At 61.4% G+C, this 16924-nt stretch carries 16 protein-coding genes and 1 pseudogene; 1 reads left to right on the top strand and 16 read right to left on the bottom strand.

Translation table 11 applies throughout. The annotated features are described in order from the left end of the window. Positions 1-22: 22 nt before the first annotated feature. The 13 genes from fliE to FE781_RS11345 all read right to left on the bottom strand — a co-directional run bounded on the left by fliE (position 23) and on the right by FE781_RS11345 (position 13466). Entirely contained in the window at positions 23-334 is a 312-nt protein-coding gene (fliE, locus tag FE781_RS11405) for a flagellar hook-basal body complex protein FliE (protein ID WP_246068150.1), read from the bottom strand. A 99-nt stretch (positions 335-433) separates the two neighbouring features. Then, on the bottom strand, positions 434-889 hold the full coding sequence (gene flgC / locus FE781_RS11400) for a flagellar basal body rod protein FlgC (protein WP_138789755.1): 456 nt from the start codon (positions 887-889) through the stop codon (positions 434-436). A 2-nt stretch (positions 890-891) separates the two neighbouring features. After that, positions 892-1290, bottom strand: a complete 399-nt coding sequence (flgB, locus tag FE781_RS11395) for a flagellar basal body rod protein FlgB (RefSeq protein WP_138789754.1) — start codon at positions 1288-1290, stop codon at positions 892-894. Between the two features lie 298 nt (positions 1291-1588). Beyond that, positions 1589-2371: a GTP-sensing pleiotropic transcriptional regulator CodY gene (gene codY, locus FE781_RS11390; RefSeq protein WP_138789753.1), complete on the bottom strand. Its 783-nt coding sequence runs from the start codon at positions 2369-2371 to the stop codon at positions 1589-1591. 21 nt (positions 2372-2392) lie between these two features. Continuing rightward, a complete protein-coding gene (hslU, locus tag FE781_RS11385) occupies positions 2393-3802 on the bottom strand; it encodes an ATP-dependent protease ATPase subunit HslU (RefSeq protein ID WP_138789845.1) in 1410 nt (469 codons plus the stop codon). A 5-nt stretch (positions 3803-3807) separates the two neighbouring features. Then, entirely contained in the window at positions 3808-4362 is a 555-nt protein-coding gene (hslV, locus tag FE781_RS11380) for an ATP-dependent protease subunit HslV (protein WP_281281895.1), read from the bottom strand. Positions 4363-4649: 287 nt separating this feature from the next. Next, entirely contained in the window at positions 4650-5987 is a 1338-nt protein-coding gene (trmFO, locus tag FE781_RS11375; RefSeq protein ID WP_138789751.1) for an FADH(2)-oxidizing methylenetetrahydrofolate--tRNA-(uracil(54)-C(5))-methyltransferase TrmFO, read from the bottom strand. After that, on the bottom strand, positions 5977-8091 hold the full coding sequence (topA, locus tag FE781_RS11370; RefSeq protein WP_138789750.1) for a type I DNA topoisomerase: 2115 nt from the start codon (positions 8089-8091) through the stop codon (positions 5977-5979). Before topA ends, trmFO begins: the two co-directional genes overlap by 11 nt. A gap of 43 nt (positions 8092-8134) precedes the next feature. Then, on the bottom strand, positions 8135-9313 hold the full coding sequence (gene dprA / locus FE781_RS11365) for a DNA-processing protein DprA (protein ID WP_170209523.1): 1179 nt from the start codon (positions 9311-9313) through the stop codon (positions 8135-8137). Positions 9314-9724: 411 nt separating this feature from the next. Continuing rightward, entirely contained in the window at positions 9725-10411 is a 687-nt protein-coding gene (locus FE781_RS11360) for a hypothetical protein (RefSeq protein ID WP_379252649.1), read from the bottom strand. Between the two features lie 178 nt (positions 10412-10589). Next, positions 10590-11522: a succinate--CoA ligase subunit alpha gene (gene sucD / locus FE781_RS11355; protein WP_138789747.1), complete on the bottom strand. Its 933-nt coding sequence runs from the start codon at positions 11520-11522 to the stop codon at positions 10590-10592. A gap of 22 nt (positions 11523-11544) precedes the next feature. Next, positions 11545-12705, bottom strand: a complete 1161-nt coding sequence (gene sucC, locus FE781_RS11350; protein ID WP_138789746.1) for an ADP-forming succinate--CoA ligase subunit beta — start codon at positions 12703-12705, stop codon at positions 11545-11547. Positions 12706-13193: 488 nt separating this feature from the next. Further along, a complete protein-coding gene (locus FE781_RS11345; protein WP_138789745.1) occupies positions 13194-13466 on the bottom strand; it encodes a hypothetical protein in 273 nt (90 codons plus the stop codon). A 172-nt stretch (positions 13467-13638) separates the two neighbouring features. Here FE781_RS11345 and FE781_RS11340 point away from each other — a divergent pair, with 172 nt between their 5' ends. Continuing rightward, entirely contained in the window at positions 13639-15168 is a 1530-nt protein-coding gene (locus tag FE781_RS11340; protein ID WP_138789744.1) for a YifB family Mg chelatase-like AAA ATPase, read from the top strand. Between the two features lie 27 nt (positions 15169-15195). Here FE781_RS11340 and FE781_RS11335 read toward each other — a convergent pair whose 3' ends face one another. The 3 genes and pseudogenes from FE781_RS11335 to FE781_RS18015 all read right to left on the bottom strand — a co-directional run. Next, positions 15196-15558, bottom strand: coding sequence for a YraN family protein (locus FE781_RS11335; protein WP_138789743.1), 363 nt, complete (start codon positions 15556-15558; stop codon positions 15196-15198). Beyond that, positions 15555-15878 (bottom strand): EscU/YscU/HrcU family type III secretion system export apparatus switch protein, encoded by a 324-nt coding sequence (locus FE781_RS11330; protein WP_138789742.1) that lies wholly within the window; start codon positions 15876-15878, stop codon positions 15555-15557. The genes FE781_RS11335 and FE781_RS11330 overlap by 4 nt, the downstream gene beginning before the upstream one ends. Beyond that, a pseudogene (locus FE781_RS18015) lies at positions 15875-16924 on the bottom strand (hypothetical protein); the annotation flags it as partial. The pseudogene FE781_RS18015 and the gene FE781_RS11330, both read right to left, overlap by 4 nt.

The raw sequence follows: 16924 nt of genomic DNA, 5'->3' as shown, positions 1-16924 counted from the left end.
TCCTCATCCGCTGCTCTGTGCATTAGATTTGCATTCGCATGATTTCTTGGTAAGCTTCTATTGCTTTATCCCGCACTTTGACGGTGAATTCGAGCCCGAGGGCCGCCTTTTCGGCCGCGATGGTGAGCCGGTGCACATCCGGCAAATCTCCCACCGCAAACTGCTTCGTCAGCGTCTCGACTTCCATTTGCTGTCCTTCCAGCTTTTGAATCGCGTCGCTCAGAAAGTTCCCGAACGATTTCGCGACGCCGTCCGCGCCAATCTCCGCCGACGGCTTCGGCGAAGGCGCCGTGACCGGCGCTTGAATGAATGACAGTCCAGTCTTTTCGATCACGATTCATCCCTCGTTCCGTTTTTTTAGTCCGACCCCCACAAACCGGCGGGCGCTTGCGAAGTCCGTTTAATGTGGCGCTGCTTATCTTCGCTTCGGTCGTTACCGGCCGATTTCCAGCGCTTTCGTGATCATTCCTTTGGCGGCGTTAAGCGCCGTTACGTTCGCTTCGTAGGAACGGGTGGCCGAGATCAGGTCGACCATTTCCTTCGTCAGATCGACGTTGGGCATGCGTACGAAGCCGTTTTCGTCCGCATCCGGGTGCGTCGGTTGGTAGACGAGCTTGAACGGCTGCTTGTCCGTCGTGATTCTGGTTACTTTAACCCCTTGTCCGACCGAAACATTTTCACCCAACGACGCGTCTAAGTATGTAGAGAAAGGTTTTTGCTTCTTCGGCTCGATCGTTACGATCTTGCGCTGGTACGGCTGCCACTGGCCGTTCACGAATCTGGCGCGGGTCGTTTCGGCGTTGGCGATGTTCGAGGAGACGACGTCCATCCGCAGCCGCTGCGCCGTCAGGGCGGACGCGCTAATGTCGAATCCGTTGGTGAGCCTCATGCTTATCTGCCTCCTATCGCCGTCCGGGTCATCCGGATGTCATGGTTGGCTTGTTGGATCATGACGTTGTAACGCAGCTGGTTCATCGCCATCAGGCTCATCTCCGCGTCGATGTCCACATTGTTGAGGTTGTTGTTCATCACCGAATGCCGATCCGTTTGGATCGTCGGCTTGGCGACCGCCGGTTCACCGATTTCGAAATGCCGGGGATCGGTACGGTATCCGACAAGTCCTTTCACTCCGCTTAATTCCTTCTTGAGCAAGCTCTCGAACGTTACCTCGGATCGTTTGAACCGCGGCGTCCCTTCGTTCGCGATGTTGTTCGCAATCACTTGCTGACGCAGGACGGACGCATCCAGCGCCCTTTCCAAGATACGAAATCCAGAATTCGACAGAATCATATGCGGTTTCACCAGCCTTCTATTGGCATTCGACTGTTTTCGTGCCAAATTTTTCAGACTTGTTGGATACTATTTCAACAACAAACCAGCAAATCCTCCTTTTTTCGACAGATTGATATAAAAAAAACTTGGACTTCCGTCGATATATGAAGGTTTTTTGCACTATTAATAGTATGCGGAAGACTTTTACAAATCAGCAAGAGGCAAAAAGCCCTATCTTTATCGACAGGGCTTTACATCACCATAACATTCCATTCGGTTGTTGGGACTAATGGCGGATAGACAACTTTTGTCAAGGTCATACGGGAGGTTTAGGTTTGGAGATTTCTTGAATTAATTGCTCGTTCAGGATCTTGATGTACGTCCCCTTCATGCCGAGCGAACGAGTCTCGATCACCCCGGCGCTTTCGAGCTTGCGGAGCGCGTTGACGATCACGGAACGGGTAATGCCGACCCGGTCGGCGATTTTGCTGGCGACGAGCAGACCTTCGAGACCATCCAATTCCTCAAAAATATGCTCCACCGCTTCCATCTCGCTGTAGGAAAGCGAGTTGACGGCCACCGCGACCGCCGCCTTGCTCCTCGCTTCCTGCTCCACTTCCTCCGCATGCTGCCGCAAAATTTCCATGCCGACGATCGTCGAGCCGTACTCCGCCAGGATCAGATCGTCGTCCACAAACGGCTGTCCGCGCGTGAGCATCAGCGTCCCGTGGCGTTCGGTGCCGCCGACGATCGGAATCACGGTGACGTACGCTTGTTCGACAAAAGCATGCGCCTTTTCGGCGTAAACCTGATACAGATTTTCCTCGCCCGGATGCGTCGTCGTCTCCTCGACCTTCATCAGCACGAGATTAAACTCCGGCGGAAACCGGCGCTCCTCGCTGACCATGCGGCGGAACGATTCCCCTTGGCCTTCGTCCGTCATCGCATATCCGAGAATTTTCCCTTTCCGGCTGACGACGTAGACGCTGGCGCTGATGGTGTCCTTGAGCACCTCCGCCATTTCCATGAAGCTAACGGCGTTGCCGGCCGCTTTTTGGAGCATCCGGTTCAGCCGCCGCGTTTTGCTTAACAGCGTCATGATGAAACAGCCCCTCCGTTTCTACAAGATGTATTGACTCAAATCCCGATTTTGCGCAATGTCCCCAAGCTTCTCGCGAACGTATTCCGGCGTGATGGTGAAACGCTCGAGCTGCAGATCGGGGGCTTCGAACGACAAGTCCTCAAGCAGCTTTTCGAGAATCGTATGCAGCCGCCGCGCGCCGATGTTGTCGGTTTCCCGGTTGACATGGGCGGCGATTCGCGCGATCTCGGCGATCGCCTCCCGCGGAAATTCCAGCTCGATGCCCTCCGTTCTCAGGAGCGAGGCGTACTGCTTCGTCAGAGCGTTCTCCGGCTCCGTGAGAATCAGCATGAAATCCTCTTCGCTCAAGCTGTCGAGCTCTACCCGGATAGGGAAGCGTCCCTGCAGCTCGGGGATGAGGTCGGACGGCTTCGCCATATGGAACGCCCCGGCGGCGATAAACAAAATGTAATCGGTCTGAACCGGTCCGTACTTCGTCATGACGGTCGAGCCTTCGACGATCGGAAGAATATCCCGCTGCACGCCCTCCCGGGATACGTCGGGACCTCCGCTCCTGCCCGAGGAGGAAGCGATCTTGTCGATCTCGTCGATAAAAATAATGCCCGACTGTTCGGCGCGGCGCACCGCTTCCTGGATCACTTCGTCCATATCCATCAGCTTCTGCGCTTCTTCCTGGATCAGCAGCTTGCGGGCGTCCTTGACCGGCAGCTTGCGCAGCTTCGTCCTCTTGGGCATCAGTTGGCCGAGCATCTCCTGCATGTTGATGCCCATCTGATCCCCTTGCTGCCCGCCAAGCAAATCGAACAAATTCGGGGCCGCGTCCTCCACCCGGACCTCGACGACGGCGTTCTCCAGCTTGCCCACGCGAAGCTGCTCGAGCACCTCCCGCCGCTTTGCGGCAATGTCGGCGTCAACCGGCTCTTCGGCGGGAGCGGCGGAGCCGGCGTTGCCCGTCATGCCGCCGAACAGCATCTCGAACGGATTTTTGCCGGGCTTGTTGCTTTTGGGCGACGGCACGAGCAGAGCAGCCAGACGCTCCTCCGCGAGCTTCTCCGCCTGCTCCCGCAGCGCCTCCGTCTTCTCCGCCTTCACCATCCGGATCGAGGTTTCCACCAGGTCGCGAATCATCGATTCCACGTCCCGGCCGACATAACCCACCTCGGTGAACTTGGTGGCTTCGATCTTGATAAACGGCGCTTGCACCAGCTTCGCCAGCCTGCGTGCGATCTCCGTCTTGCCCACCCCGGTCGGCCCGATCATCAATATGTTTTTCGGCACAATCTCGTCCCGGACCGACTCGGGCAGACGGCTGCGGCGATACCGGTTGCGCAGGGCGACCGATACGGCCCGCTTCGCTTTTTTTTGCCCGACGATATATTTGTCAAGCTCGGCTACCAGTTGCCGAGGCGTCCACGCTTCCTGTCTCATCGCGTTCATCTCCCTCCGCCGATTTCTTCGACAATAATCTGCCGGTTCGTAAAGACGCAAATATCCGCGGCAATCTCCAGCGCCGCCTTGGCGATCTCCCGCGCTTCGAGGCCGGGGGCATGCCGGATCAGCGCCCGTCCCGCCGCCAACGCGAAGCTGCCTCCCGAACCGATGGCGAGTATGCCGTCGTCCGGCTCGATAATTTCGCCGCTGCCGCTGACCAGCAGGAGATGATCCGCATCCATCACGATCATCATCGCCTCCAGCTTGCGCAAAATCCGATCCTGCCGCCAATCCTTCGCCAGCTCCACGGCCGCGCGCTGAAGACTGCCGTGGTAGGCTTCCAGCTTCGCCTCGAATTTCTCGAACAGCGTGATCGCGTCGGCCACGGAACCCGCAAACCCCGCAACCACCTGCCCCCGGTACAGCCTGCGCACCTTCTTGGCGGTGTTTTTCATGATCATCTGATTGCCGAACGTCACTTGGCCGTCTCCGGCCATCGCCGCCTTGCCGTTGTGGCGGACGGCAAAAATCGTCGTCGCGTGGAACGATTGGTTCACGTCCATCCGCGCGCACCTCCCCTGACCGCTTGGCATTGCTTTTGCTCCTATTCGCATAAGAAAAGCTCCTGCCGGAGCCCGTTCGAAGAAGATCGTCCGCGATATGGCTGGGGGCGCTGCATGCCGTTCCGGCCGGGGTTCCGCCTCCCGGCGAAGCCGGCTTCCGGGCGCCTCAAAAGAAGAAGCGCCGGCAGGGGACTCCCGGCATCTCCGTTTCGGCCTCAAGCCGAACGGGGTTGATCGGGTCCCTTGCTTGCGCCATCATCCATGGTATCATAGGACCGGATTCATTTACAAGCGAAGACGTCGATATTTTGTAAAAAATTCTGAATAGTCGAAATGGCGCGTTCGGCGAGCTTTTCATACCGCAGCTTTTTGTTTTTGATCTTCTCGTCCAGCGGCGGCATCAGCCCGAAGTTCGCGTTCATCGGCTGGAAATTCGCCGGATCGGCCGTCGTGATGTAGCGCGCCATGCTTCCCATCGCCGTCTCCGGCGGCAGGACGACCGGATCGAGCCCGCGGGCGATCCTGCCCGCGTTGATCCCGGCGATCAGCCCCGATGCGGCCGATTCGACGTAACCTTCGACGCCCGTCATCTGCCCGGCGAAAAACAGCCGGTCGAGCTTGCGGAACTGATAGGTCGGCTTCAGCAGCGCCGGCGAGTTGATAAACGTGTTGCGGTGCATGACCCCGTAACGCACGAATTCCGCGTTCTCCAGGCCGGGAATCAGCGAAAAGACGCGCTTCTGCTCGCCCCATTTGAGATGGGTCTGGAAGCCGACGAGGTTGTACAGCGTGCCGGCCGCGTTGTCCTGCCGAAGCTGCACGACGGCGTACGGCAGCTCGCCGGTATGGGGATTGACGAGACCGACCGGCTTCATCGGGCCGAACAGCGCCGTCTGCTTGCCCCGCTTCATCATGACCTCGATCGGCATGCAGCCCTCGAAATAAATCTCCTTCTCGAATTCCTTGAGCGGAGCCGTCTCGGCCGTAATGATCGCCTCGTAAAAGACGTTGAATTCCTCTTCCGTCATCGGGCAGTTCAAGTAAGCGGCGTCCCCTTTGCCGTAACGGGACGCCAGATACACCTTGCTCATGTCGATGGAGTCCTTCTCCACGATCGGCGCCGCCGCATCGTAGAAATACAGGTAATCCTGCCCGGTGAGCTCCTTCAGGCGCTCCGACAGCGCCGGCGATGTGAGCGGGCCCGTCGCGACGACGACGATGCCTTCCGCCGGCAGTTCCGACAGCTCCTCGCGGCGGATCTCGACGAGCGGATGCCGCTCCAGCGCCGAGGTGACCGCGCCGGAGAAGCCGTCGCGGTCGACCGCCAGCGCGCCGCCCGCGGGGACGGCGTGCGCGTCGGCGCTGGCCATGATGAGCGAATCCAGGCGCCGCATCTCTTCCTTCAGCACGCCGACGGCGTTCGTCAGCGAATTGGACCGCAGCGAATTGCTGCAGACCAGCTCCGCGAATTTATCGCTGATATGCGCGGGCGTCTTGCGCACCGGCCGCATCTCGTACAAGACGACGGGTACCCCTTGGCGGGCGATCTGCCATGCGGCTTCGCTGCCCGCAAGACCTGCTCCGATCACCGTTACAGGGGCGGTTGTGTCAGTCTTCAATGCCTTCGAACCCCTCTTCTTCGTCCTGAATTTCTTCCTTGAAGCCGCAGCTCGGACACAAGGCGTGCTTGCCCTGCCGGTTCGATTTCTCGACCAGCATCGTGCCGCATTGCGGGCAATCGCGGCCGAGCGGCTTATCCCAGGATACGTAATCGCATTCGGGATAACGGTCGCAGCCGTAGAAGATGCGTCCTTTTTTGCTGCGGCGTTCGACGATTTTGCCTTCTCCGCAGGACGGGCACGTCACGCCCGTATCTTTGACGATCGGCTTGGCGTTGCGGCAGTCCGGGAACCCGGTGCAGGCCAGAAACTTGCCGAACCGACCCATCTTGACGGCCATCGGCCGGCCGCACTTCTCGCATGGGATATCCGTGATCTCGTCCTGCAGCTCGACTTCCTTCATCTCTTCTTCGGCGACCGCCAGCCGCTTCTCGAACGTCTTGTAAAACTCGTCGAGCACACGCACCCAGTCCTCGATGCCTTCCTCGACATGGTCCAGCCCTTCTTCCATCTGGGCCGTGAACTCCACGTTGAGGATCTCCGGGAAAAATTCCTCCATCAGCTCGATTACGAGCTCGCCGAGCTCCGTCGGCACGAATTTTTTGTCCTCCAGGGCGACATAGCCGCGCTTCTGCACCGTTTCCAGCGTCGGCGCGTACGTGCTCGGGCGGCCGATGCCGAGTTCCTCCATGGCGCGCACCAGACGCGCTTCGGAATAACGCGGCGGCGGCTGCGTGAAATGCTGCTTCGGCTCGATCTTGCCGGCGGCCAGTTCCTCGCCTTCGGCCAGCGCGGGCAGCATTTTTTCGTCGTCCGCGCCGCTTTGTCCGTCGTCGCTGCCTTCGACGTATACCTTCATAAAGCCGGGGAACTTGATTTTCGATCCCGCGGCCCGGAAGACGGCGTCGCCGGCGGCGATGTCCACGGTCATCGTATCCAGAATCGCGGACGCCATCTGGCTGGCGACGAAGCGCTCCCAGATCAGCTTATAGAGCCGGTATTGATCCCGCGTCAAATATTCCTTGACCTGCTCCGGCTCCTTCAGCACGGACGTCGGGCGGATCGCCTCGTGGGCGTCCTGGGCGTTCGCGTTTTTCTTCAGGTAGACGCGCGGGGTTTCGGGATAATAGCTTTCTCCGTATTTCCCGATGATGAACGCCTTGGCTTCCTCTTGGGCGACCGGCGATATGCGCGTGGAGTCCGTGCGCATGTAGGTGATGAGACCGACGGTCCCTTCCTTGCCGAGGTCGATGCCCTCGTAAAGCTGCTGGGCGATCTGCATCGTTTTGGCGGCGCGGAAGTTAAGCTTGCGCGCGGCCTCCTGCTGTAGGGAGCTCGTGATAAAGGGCGGCGCCGGATTGCGGGTGCGCTCCCGCTCCTTGACTTCCCGGACGATGTACGATTGGTCCTTGATCGCGGCGAGCACCGCTTGAACTTCCGATTCGCTGGCGAGCTCTTTTTTGTCGCCGTTCATGCTGTAGAATTTCGCTTCGAACGGGGTGCCGTCCTTGCTCAGCTCGACGGTGATCGTCCAGTATTCTTCCGGCACGAACGATTGGATTTCTTTTTCCCGGTCGATGATCAGCTTCACCGCAACGGACTGCACGCGGCCGGCGGATAGGCCTTTCTTCACCTTTTTCCATAAAAGCGGACTGATTTTGTAACCGACGAGACGGTCCAATATGCGGCGGGCTTGTTGCGCGTTAACGAGGTCCATGTTGATGCGGCGCGGATGCTTGAACGCGTCCTTGACCGCTTGTTTGGTGATTTCGTTGAAGACGACTCGGCAGGCGTCGTTCTCCGGCAATTCGAGGTAATGCGCAAGATGCCAGGCGATCGCTTCCCCTTCGCGGTCGGGGTCGGCCGCCAGATAGACGCGCTTGACTTTTTTCTTCGCTTCTTTCAGTTCCTTCAGGACGTTGCCTTTGCCGCGGATCGTGATGTATTTGGGCTGGAACCCTTTGCTCACCTCGACCCCGATCTGGCTTTTCGGCAGATCCCGAATATGGCCCATGGAAGCTTTGACGATATATTTGCTGCCTAAATATTTTCCGATTGTTTTGGCTTTGGCCGGGGATTCCACAATGACAAGAGAGTCTGCCATCGATTCGTCCATCCTCCCCTCATGCTTCGAATATGTCGCGACATTAGCCTACTCGGGTATAAGAAGGTCCTGGTAAGGCCGTTATCACGTTTTTCATGGTTAAGGATAGCAGAACTGCGTGCAAATGTCCAAAACCAAAACCGCTGCGCTCCAAAATGCGGTCGAACGCGACCGGTTCCCATTCGATCAGATCCAGCACGCGCCGTTCGTCTGCCGACAATTCCGGCCGGGCGTCGGAACCGCCAGCGGACGGGGAAGGAAGCTCGCCCATCGCCCACGCGAGCGGGCCGGGCCGCAGCTCCTCGATGATGTCCGCCCCGCTCGCGACGAGCTTGGCGACGCCGTCCCGGATCAGCTTGTGCGGGCCCTCGCTCTTCGGAGACGAGATCGGCCCCGGCACGGCGAACAGCGCCCGCGATTCCGATTGCGCATGCTGCGCCGTAATCATCGCGCCGCTCCGCTCCGCCGCCTCCACGACCAGCGTGCCGAGCGAGAGCCCGGCGATGATCCGGTTGCGCTCCGGGAACAGGCCCGGATGCGGCGGCGTGCCCGGGGGATATTCGCTGACGAGCGCCCCGCCCGAATCGACGATCCGCCGCGCCAGCAAGCGGTGGTCGGGCGGGTAGACCGTGTCGATGGAGGTCGCCATGACGGCCACCGTAATTCCTCCGGGCGCCCGCATGGCTCCTTCGTGGGCGGCGGCGTCCACGCCTCGGGCGAGACCGCTGGCGACGGCGATGCCGGTGCGGGCGACCTGCTCCGCCAGATCGCCGGCGGCGCGCCTGCCGTAGGCGGTCGGCACGCGCGTGCCGACGATCGCGACGGCGGGCAGCCTGAGCGCGTCCGGCTCGCCCCGGACGTACAGCACCAGGGGCGGATCGGCGGTCTCCCGCAGCAGCGGCGGATACGCGTCGTCCCAGATCGTGACGACGGCATAGCCGCCCTCGGCGGGAGCGCGCGGGGCCCGGCCGCCGGGCGGGCGGCCGCCGAGGGCGGCGATGCTGCCGGCGATGGCGGCCGCCTTGGCCGGCGACAAGCCGTAGCGCTGCAGCTCGGCGGCCGAAGCCCGGTGCAGCCCTCCCGCCGCGAAACCTTGCGGCATCGCCTCCATAAGCGCGCGGATGGATTTGCGGCCGATTCCCGGCGTTTCGTGCATGGCGATCAGCATGCGCCGATCGGCTTCGGACGGGCCGGCCGCCGGCGGATACGAGCGGTTACTCATCGGAATTCCTCGCTTTCGATTGGGTGGATTTAGGGTGCGTTTGGTTCGGGTGGTGTTGGGTTGGTGCGGGTTGCTGCTCCTACTGTTGGTGCGGCCACGGCTGTTGCGATGGTTTGTGAGTTTTACGCTTGGGGCGAGCTCGATTGCAAATATACACTTTAATCCTGCCACTTGCGTCATTTCAAGCAGTCGAAGTGCAAAAGTACACTCCAATCGTGCCGCTTCCGTCGATCCAAGCGGTTGGAGTGCAAAAGTACACTCTAATCGGGGACGTTGCCTGTTTTCGGCGTATTTTCGAGTGACGGAGTGTATTTTTGCATTTAATCCCCCCTATATGCTTATAATCGGCGGATTGGAGTGTACAACTGCACTTCAGCGGATTCAAACGCAAACGGCCCAGCCTCGGGAGCCTCACCACGCCCACGTCTCGATCGGATTGCCCGCAAGCACATACCGGCTCACCCTGCTGGCGTTTCCGTCCGCTGAGACGACCGGGCGAAGCCAGCCTTTATTGCACAACGCTTGCAGACATCGCCGCGTCGTCCGGTAGTTGATTGAGAGGTGGTCGGATACGTCGATCGGCCGGAGCGGGCGCCCCAGCTTGCTCGCGAGCAGCACGATCTCCTTCTCGGCCAGCGCGAGCGGAGTCGCAGGCGAACGGGCCGGCATATATCGGCTCATCAGCATCCGCAGCAGATTCATCACCAAATCCGGCCGTTCCTCGACATCGTCGCAAGCGATCGATACGACCCGGAAGCCCAACGCCTGCAGAAACGTCTCCCGATTGCATTCGTCGCAATATCGCTTGCGGTCCATATCCCGGACGTGCGGCCCGAACCCCTTGATCTCGAACAGGATCGCCGCGAATCCGGGCATCCAGGCAAAATCCGCATAATACGGCCGTCCGCGCCAGTCGGTCACCTCGTATTCCGGATGCAGCCCATCGAAGCTCCCCGTCAATTTCCACCAGATTCTGCGGACAAACAGCTTCTCGGCGTAGCCGTGCCCTCGCTCAAGACGGCTTTTGCGCTCGCCCGATCGGCGCGCCAAATGCGATTGAATCCATTGTTCGTGCGCCTGCTCGAACTCCACGAACATCCCTCCCTTGAATCGGTCGTTTAAAAGTCCGAAAAACAAAAAACGCCCCGCTCCATCAGAAGATGGAAGGGACGTTCTTCGCCGCTTCTCGGTCCGTCATCAAGCGGCTTCTTCCCGGATGCGGGAGACCGCCTGCGCGCGGATCGCGTATGCCGTAATCAGGCGGTTGCCGGCCCGATTACTTTTTGGTGATGCATTTTTCGAGCAAGCCTTTTTCTTCGAGCACTTTCACCAGCGTGGAGCCCATTTCGGACGGCGTCGGCGCGACGCGGATGCCGCAGCGTTCCATGGTCGCCACTTTTTCGGCCGCGGTGCCTTTCCCGCCGGAGATGATTGCGCCGGCATGGCCCATACGTTTTCCTGGAGGCGCCGTTTGGCCGCCGATGAAGCCGACGACCGGCTTTTTCATGTTGGCAGCGATCCACTCCGCCGCTTCTTCTTCGGCCGTGCCGCCGATTTCGCCGATCATGATGACGGCGTACGTATCCGGGTCCTCGTTAAACAGCTTCAGGATATCGATGAACTCGGAGCCTTTGACCGGGTCCCCGCCGATGCCGACCGCGGTCGATTGGCCGATGCCGCGGGTCGTCAATTGGTGAACCGCTTCGTACGTCAGCGTGCCGGAACGGGAAACGACGCCGACATGGCCCGGCATATGGATGTAGCCCGGCATAATGCCGATTTTGCATTCTCCCGGCGTGATGACGCCCGGACAGTTCGGCCCGATGAGGCGGGTGCGCTTGCCTTCCATATACCGTTTGACCTTCACCATGTCCAGTACCGGAATGCCCTCGGTAATGCAGATGACCAGGTCCAGATCGGCGTCAACCGCTTCCATGATGGAGTCCGCCGCAAAAGCCGGAGGAACGTAAATGACGGACGCGTTGGCGCCGGTCGCTTCCTTCGCTTCGGCAACCGTGTTGAAAACCGGGACCGAAACGGTCGAGCCGTTTTCCAATTCGAAGTCTACTTTAGTGCCGCCTTTGCCCGGAACGGCGCCGGCCACCATTTGCGTGCCGTAATCGAGACCGCCCTTGGTGTGGAACATCCCGGTTTTGCCGGTCATGTTCTGCGTAATGACTTTTGTATGTTTGTTCACCAAAATACTCATAAGTCTTTCGTCTCCTCTCCAATTACTTCACGAGCGATACGATTTTTTGCGCGCCGTCTGCCATCGAGTCGGCCGCGACGATGTTCAATCCGGATTCGTTCAGGATTTTTTTGCCGAGGTCGACGTTCGTGCCTTCCAGACGCACGACAAGCGGCTTGTCCAGGCCAAGCTGCTTCGCGGCTTCGACTACGCCGTTCGCGATCACGTCGCAGCGCATGATGCCGCCGAAAATATTAACGAAAATCCCTTTGACGTTCGCATCGGAGAGGATAATTTTAAACGCTTCCGTAACTTTCTCCGTCGTCGCGCCGCCGCCTACGTCGAGGAAGTTGGCAGGCTCGCCGCCGTAGTATTTGATAATGTCCATCGTCGCCATCGCCAGGCCGGCGCCGTTGACCATACAGCCGATGTTGCCGTCCAGCGCGATGTAGCTCAGGTCGTATTTGGACGCTTCGATTTCCTTCTCGTCTTCTTCATCCAGATCGCGCAGCTCGAGGATATCCTTGTGGCGATACAGGGCGTTGGAATCGAAGTTGAGCTTGGCGTCGAGCGCCATAACTTCGCCGTCTCCCGTAACGACAAGCGGGTTGATCTCGGCAATCGAGCAGTCTTTGTCGATGTAAGCCTTGTAGAGTCCCATCATGAAATTGACCGCTTTGTTAACGAGCGGAGCCGGGATGTTGATCGCGTATGCCAGCTTGCGCGCCTGGAACGGCAGCAGGCCGACTGCCGGGTCGATCGTTTCCTTGAAGATTTTCTCCGGCGTGCGCGCGGCGACTTCTTCGATCTCCGTGCCGCCTTCTTCCGAAGCCATCATGACGACGCGGCCGGCCGCGCGGTCCAGTACCAGGCCGATATAGTATTCCTTCTTGATGTCGCAGCCTTCCTCGATCAGCAGGCGTTTGACTTCTTTGCCTTCGGGTCCGGTCTGGTGCGTAACGAGCACCTTGCCGAGAAGTTCGCTGGCGTATTTGCGGACTTCGTCGAGGTTTTTCGCCACTTTGACGCCGCCGGCCTTGCCGCGGCCGCCTGCGTGGATCTGGGCTTTCACGACGACGACGGACGATCCGAGTTCCTTCGCCGCTTCGACCGCTTCATCCACCGTAAACGCAACCTTGCCCTTCGGAACGGCTACGCCGTACTGGCGAAGGACCTCTTTGCCTTGGTACTCATGGATATTCATGTCTCCACATCCTCCTTAACGATAGCCACAACGACTTCTATTGTAACATTTGCTTATCCGATTTTCGACAGTTTCCTGAACAGTTCGCATATAGGTTTTTTTTATATGGGATATTGATTTTTCGGTATATCGGACGCGTGGCGGTAAAGATCCGTATCCGGCCCGCAGCCGTCCGACGAAGAAAAAACGCCTTGCGAAGGAGGCGAAACGCCGTTTCTCGCGGCGGAGGGCCGCCGCGCCGGCCTGCCGGAACATAAGGGGAAATACTTCCCGAATGTTCGGTCGGGAGCGCATAGGCCGCCCGTACGCCCATTGCGGGCGGGCCGATTGGCGGTGAGCCGTTGCCCGGCCATGCTGTGCCGCTGTTCGACCGACGACTAGCCCCGGCCGGCATCGCCCGCACGTCGCGCCGGCGCAACCGTTCGCGCCTCCGCCGATCGCCTCCAACCGCGCGAAAGCCCCGGCCCGCCGCGGGCCGGGACTCCCGGTCAATCGTTCTCCCGTATATATGCCGACACGACCTGCGTCTCGAACCGGGGCTCCCGCTCGGCCTGCTTGACGAATCGCAATTCGCCGCCCGCGAAGCCGCAGACGCCGCATTCGATCGTCGGCTCCGCCTCCGGCAGAGGCTCCGCGTCCCCGGTTACCAGCAACTCCCCGGTAACGGCATTTTTCTGAAACGGCTGGGCGAAGCTGAACAAGCGGCGAAATTTGACGCGATTCGATCTGCAGTTCGGACAAAAGTACGGTTTGTCGTTCATGGCTCTCACCTCGCCCCTAGTCTGCCTAGCGGCCGAAGAAATTATGCCATTTTTTCCACAGGCGCGGCAGGAATGGGGCGAAACATGTCGAATATGGTGAAGCAGAGACGAAGGATGAGGAAGCACCCGACTTCGATATCGGCGCGGAGGCGCCACGAGGAGGGTGTTTTTTATGTTCGGAAAAGTGTACAGCGCCTGCATCCAGGGGATCGAAGGAAGAATTGTCGAGGTGGAGACGGATATTTCGAACGGCCTGCCGATGACGATTCTGGTCGGCCTGCCGGATTCTGCCGTGAGGGAATCGGTGGAGCGGGTGCGGGCCGCGATCAAAAACAGCGGGTTCACGTTCCCGCCGGAACGGGTTACGATCAATCTCGCCCCGGCCGATCTGCGCAAGGAAGGCTCGGCGTTCGACCTGGCGATCGCCGCCGGCGTGCTTCGCGCCAGCGGACAATTGCCCGGCTCGTCTTGGCTGGAAGGCACGCTGCTGATCGGCGAGCTGTCGCTGGACGGCTCCGTCCGCCCGGTGCCGGGCGTGTTGTCCATGGCGCTGGCGGCGGCCGAAGCCGGCTTCGGCCGCATCGCCGTGCCCGCCGAGCATGCCGAGGAGGCGTCGTGGGCCGGCGGGCTGGAAGTCATCCCGATATCGTGCCTGCGCGATCTCGCTTCTCCCGACAAACCGTCGCCGTCGGCCGCGAAGCCTCTCCCGGCCGCCGAAGAAACCGGCGGCGGAGAAGATTACGCCGATGTGCGCGGGCAGCATCACGTCAAGCGCGCGCTGACCGTCGCCGTCGCCGGCATGCACAACGTATTGCTGGCCGGGCCGCCCGGCTCCGGCAAAACGATGCTGCTGCGCCGACTGCCGACGATTATGCCCCCGCTGTCGGAGCGCGAGTCCATGGAGGTGACGAAAATATACAGCGTCGCCGGTCTGCTGTCGCCGCGAAGCGGGCTCATTCGGCGCCGGCCGTTCCGCTCCCCCCATCATACGGTATCTTCCGCAGGCTTGGCCGGAGGAGGTCCCGTTCCCAGGCCCGGGGAAGCGAGCCTGGCCCATCGCGGCGTCCTGTTTCTCGACGAGCTGCCCGAATTTTCCCGGGCGGCGCTGGAAGTGCTGCGCCAGCCTATGGAGGACCGCTGCCTGACGATCGGCCGCGCGAGGGCGTCCTATACGTATCCGGCCCACTTCCTGCTGGTGGCGGCGATGAACCCGTGCCCCTGCGGATATGCGGGTTTCGAGGGCGGGCCGAACGTCTGCGCCTGCTCCCCGGCGCGGATCGAACGGTACCGCGCACGCCTGTCCGGACCGCTGCTCGACCGGATCGACGTGCAGACGGAAGTGCCCCGTCCCGAATTCGGGGAGCTGCACGAGCAAGCCCCGTCCATGTCGTCGCGGGAGATGCGCGAAACGGCGCGGAAGGCTTGGGAGCGGCAGGCGAAGCGGTTCGCCGGCACGGGCATCTCGTTCAACAGCGAATTGTCGGGACGGTCGCTGCGGGAAGCCTGCGTGCTGGGAGCGGACGCGAGCAAGCTGCTGCGGTCGACGTTCGAGTGGATGGGACTGACCGCCCGGTCCCACGACAGGCTGCTCAAGCTTGCCCGGACGATCGCCGACATGCAAGGCAGCGACCGCATCGAATCCGAGCATATCGCCGAGGCGCTTCAATACCGGCGGCTCGACCGGCTGGCGCGCCCCGGCTGAAGGGGCCGAGAGGGGCGGAGACCGCCGCTAGAAAGCTTGCGGAATATGTCGGCACAACGCTTCCGATTCGTTCCCGTAGCGGCGGACGGCGACGACGTCGAACGACACCGGCTTCTCCAGCCAGCCCTTCCGCTGCAAATAAACGAGAGCGGTCTCGCGAACCTGCCTCTGTTTTCTCGCGTCTACCGATTCCTCCGGCGTGCCGTAGCCCGTGCCCGAACGGGTCCGCACCTCGACGAACACGATCCGGTCGCCCTTCCGGCAGATCAGGTCGATCTCCCCGCTGCGGCATCGCCAATTCCGCTCCAGTATGACGTATCCGGACTCTTGCAAAAAACGGGCCGCCAGCTCTTCGCCGACGCGGCCCAGCTCTTTTCTTCCCGCCGTCAAGGCTCCCGCCTCCGTTCCCCGGCTTGTTTGTCCGTCCTGTATACGAAGCTGAGCACTTCCGCGACCAACTGGTACAATTCGGGAGGGATCGCCTGATCGATCTCCAGCTTGGACAGCACCTCGACCAGCGACGGGTCCTCCTGAATCGGAACGCCGTGCTCCCGGGCTTTGTTCAGAATCGCTTCGGCGACGTGCCCTTTCCCCTTCGCCACAACGACCGGCGCGTCGCGTTCGTCCGGCTTGTAGGACAGCGCGACCGCTTTGGCCGGAGGCTTGATCCGCTCCGGCGCATGCTCGTCTGCCTTATCGGATCGGCTCATACGCGCAAATCCACCCCCCGGTAAGCCGTGGATTTGAGGTATTCCGCAAGCCGCGTCCGGTGCCGGGAGTCCGCGTCCGCGGCGCTGTCGGCGGAAACTCCTCCTGCGGGCGCCGCGGAAGGGAAGGCGCTGACCTTGAGCTGGGAGCAAGAATAACCCAGCGCCGCCAGCGATTCCGCCAGCTTGTCGCGGGACGCCTCCACCAGTTCGGCGAGCTGCGGCCAATCGTTATGGATGTGCAAACTGACAAACCGCTCCGCGACATGCACGTCCACTACCGTATCGCCGAGAGCGGCGAGCCTCAGGTCGAACAGCAGCCGGCAATTCGCCGGGTCCAGCTTGCCTCCGCGCCCCTTCCGCGACTCGACGTGAAGGGTCGCCGTCTGCTTCGTCCCGTCCGGCAACTGCACCGGCACGAACATCGTCTGATAGGCGATGCCCGGCTGCTTGTCCCCCGCGAACAGCAACTGCTGGCCGGTCACGTGCTGCAGCAGTTGCCGGGCCGTCTCGCGCAGCGCGCCCGGCCATTCCTCGCTGTTCTCGGCCTGCAGCAGCAACTGCTTAAGCGACTCGGCCGCCTGCGCCAGCGGATCGTTCGGGGCGGACGCGCCTCTCAGCCATTCGCTTGCGCCCAGGCGGGCCACCTGCCGCTCCCAGTCGAAGCCGAGACGGCGCAGCAGCTCCGGCAGCCACCCCTGCGGCGCAGGCGGCTGCGCGGCGGGCGGCTGCGCGGTCGGCGCCGGGGCGTTCTGCGCCGAAGCGGACGGCGCAGGCACGGGCGCCTGCCGGGCCGATGCCGGTTCCTCCACCGGGAAGCCGGCAGGGGAACCGGCAGCCCCCGGCTGAGCGGCAGGCGGCTGCCCCGGGAGGCGGGCCGAGGCGGCTTCCGGCGCGTCGGAAGCGTGGGCGGCCATCGCCGGGCCTGCGGCCGCCGGGGCCTGGGCCGGTGCGGCCGGCGTCGGAAGCGGCGTCGCAGCCGGCGAGCCGGGCGTTGCCGGCGCGGCCTGGCCGACCGCCGCTGCGCCAGCGGCGATGCCGGGCTGCGC

Source organism: Paenibacillus thermoaerophilus (assembly GCF_005938195.1).
In the GTDB taxonomy this organism is placed as follows: Bacteria; Bacillota; Bacilli; order Paenibacillales; family Reconciliibacillaceae; genus Paenibacillus_W; species Paenibacillus_W thermoaerophilus.
The sequence above is the reverse complement of the archived record's forward strand: the minus strand, read 5'-3'. Positions and strand labels throughout refer to the sequence as shown.

What these genes read in the sequence shown, in the direction of transcription:
- sucD (WP_138789747.1), bottom strand. Translation starts at nt 11,522, where the DNA reads ATGAGTATTTTGGTGAACAAACATACAAAAGTCATTACGCAGAACATG.
- codY (WP_138789753.1), bottom strand. Translation starts at nt 2,371, where the DNA reads ATGACGCTGTTAAGCAAAACGCGGCGGCTGAACCGGATGCTCCAAAAA.
- FE781_RS11330 (WP_138789742.1), bottom strand. Translation starts at nt 15,878, where the DNA reads ATGAGCCGATCCGATAAGGCAGACGAGCATGCGCCGGAGCGGATCAAG.
- sucC (WP_138789746.1), bottom strand. Translation starts at nt 12,705, where the DNA reads ATGAATATCCATGAGTACCAAGGCAAAGAGGTCCTTCGCCAGTACGGC.
- FE781_RS11345 (WP_138789745.1), bottom strand. Translation starts at nt 13,466, where the DNA reads ATGAACGACAAACCGTACTTTTGTCCGAACTGCAGATCGAATCGCGTC.
- topA (WP_138789750.1), bottom strand. Translation starts at nt 8,091, where the DNA reads ATGGCAGACTCTCTTGTCATTGTGGAATCCCCGGCCAAAGCCAAAACA.
- dprA (WP_170209523.1), bottom strand. Translation starts at nt 9,313, where the DNA reads ATGAGTAACCGCTCGTATCCGCCGGCGGCCGGCCCGTCCGAAGCCGAT.
- flgB (WP_138789754.1), bottom strand. Translation starts at nt 1,290, where the DNA reads ATGATTCTGTCGAATTCTGGATTTCGTATCTTGGAAAGGGCGCTGGAT.
- hslU (WP_138789845.1), bottom strand. Translation starts at nt 3,802, where the DNA reads ATGAGACAGGAAGCGTGGACGCCTCGGCAACTGGTAGCCGAGCTTGAC.
- flgC (WP_138789755.1), bottom strand. Translation starts at nt 889, where the DNA reads ATGAGGCTCACCAACGGATTCGACATTAGCGCGTCCGCCCTGACGGCG.
- FE781_RS11340 (WP_138789744.1), top strand. Translation starts at nt 13,639, where the DNA reads ATGTTCGGAAAAGTGTACAGCGCCTGCATCCAGGGGATCGAAGGAAGA.
- FE781_RS11360 (WP_379252649.1), bottom strand. Translation starts at nt 10,411, where the DNA reads ATGTTCGTGGAGTTCGAGCAGGCGCACGAACAATGGATTCAATCGCAT.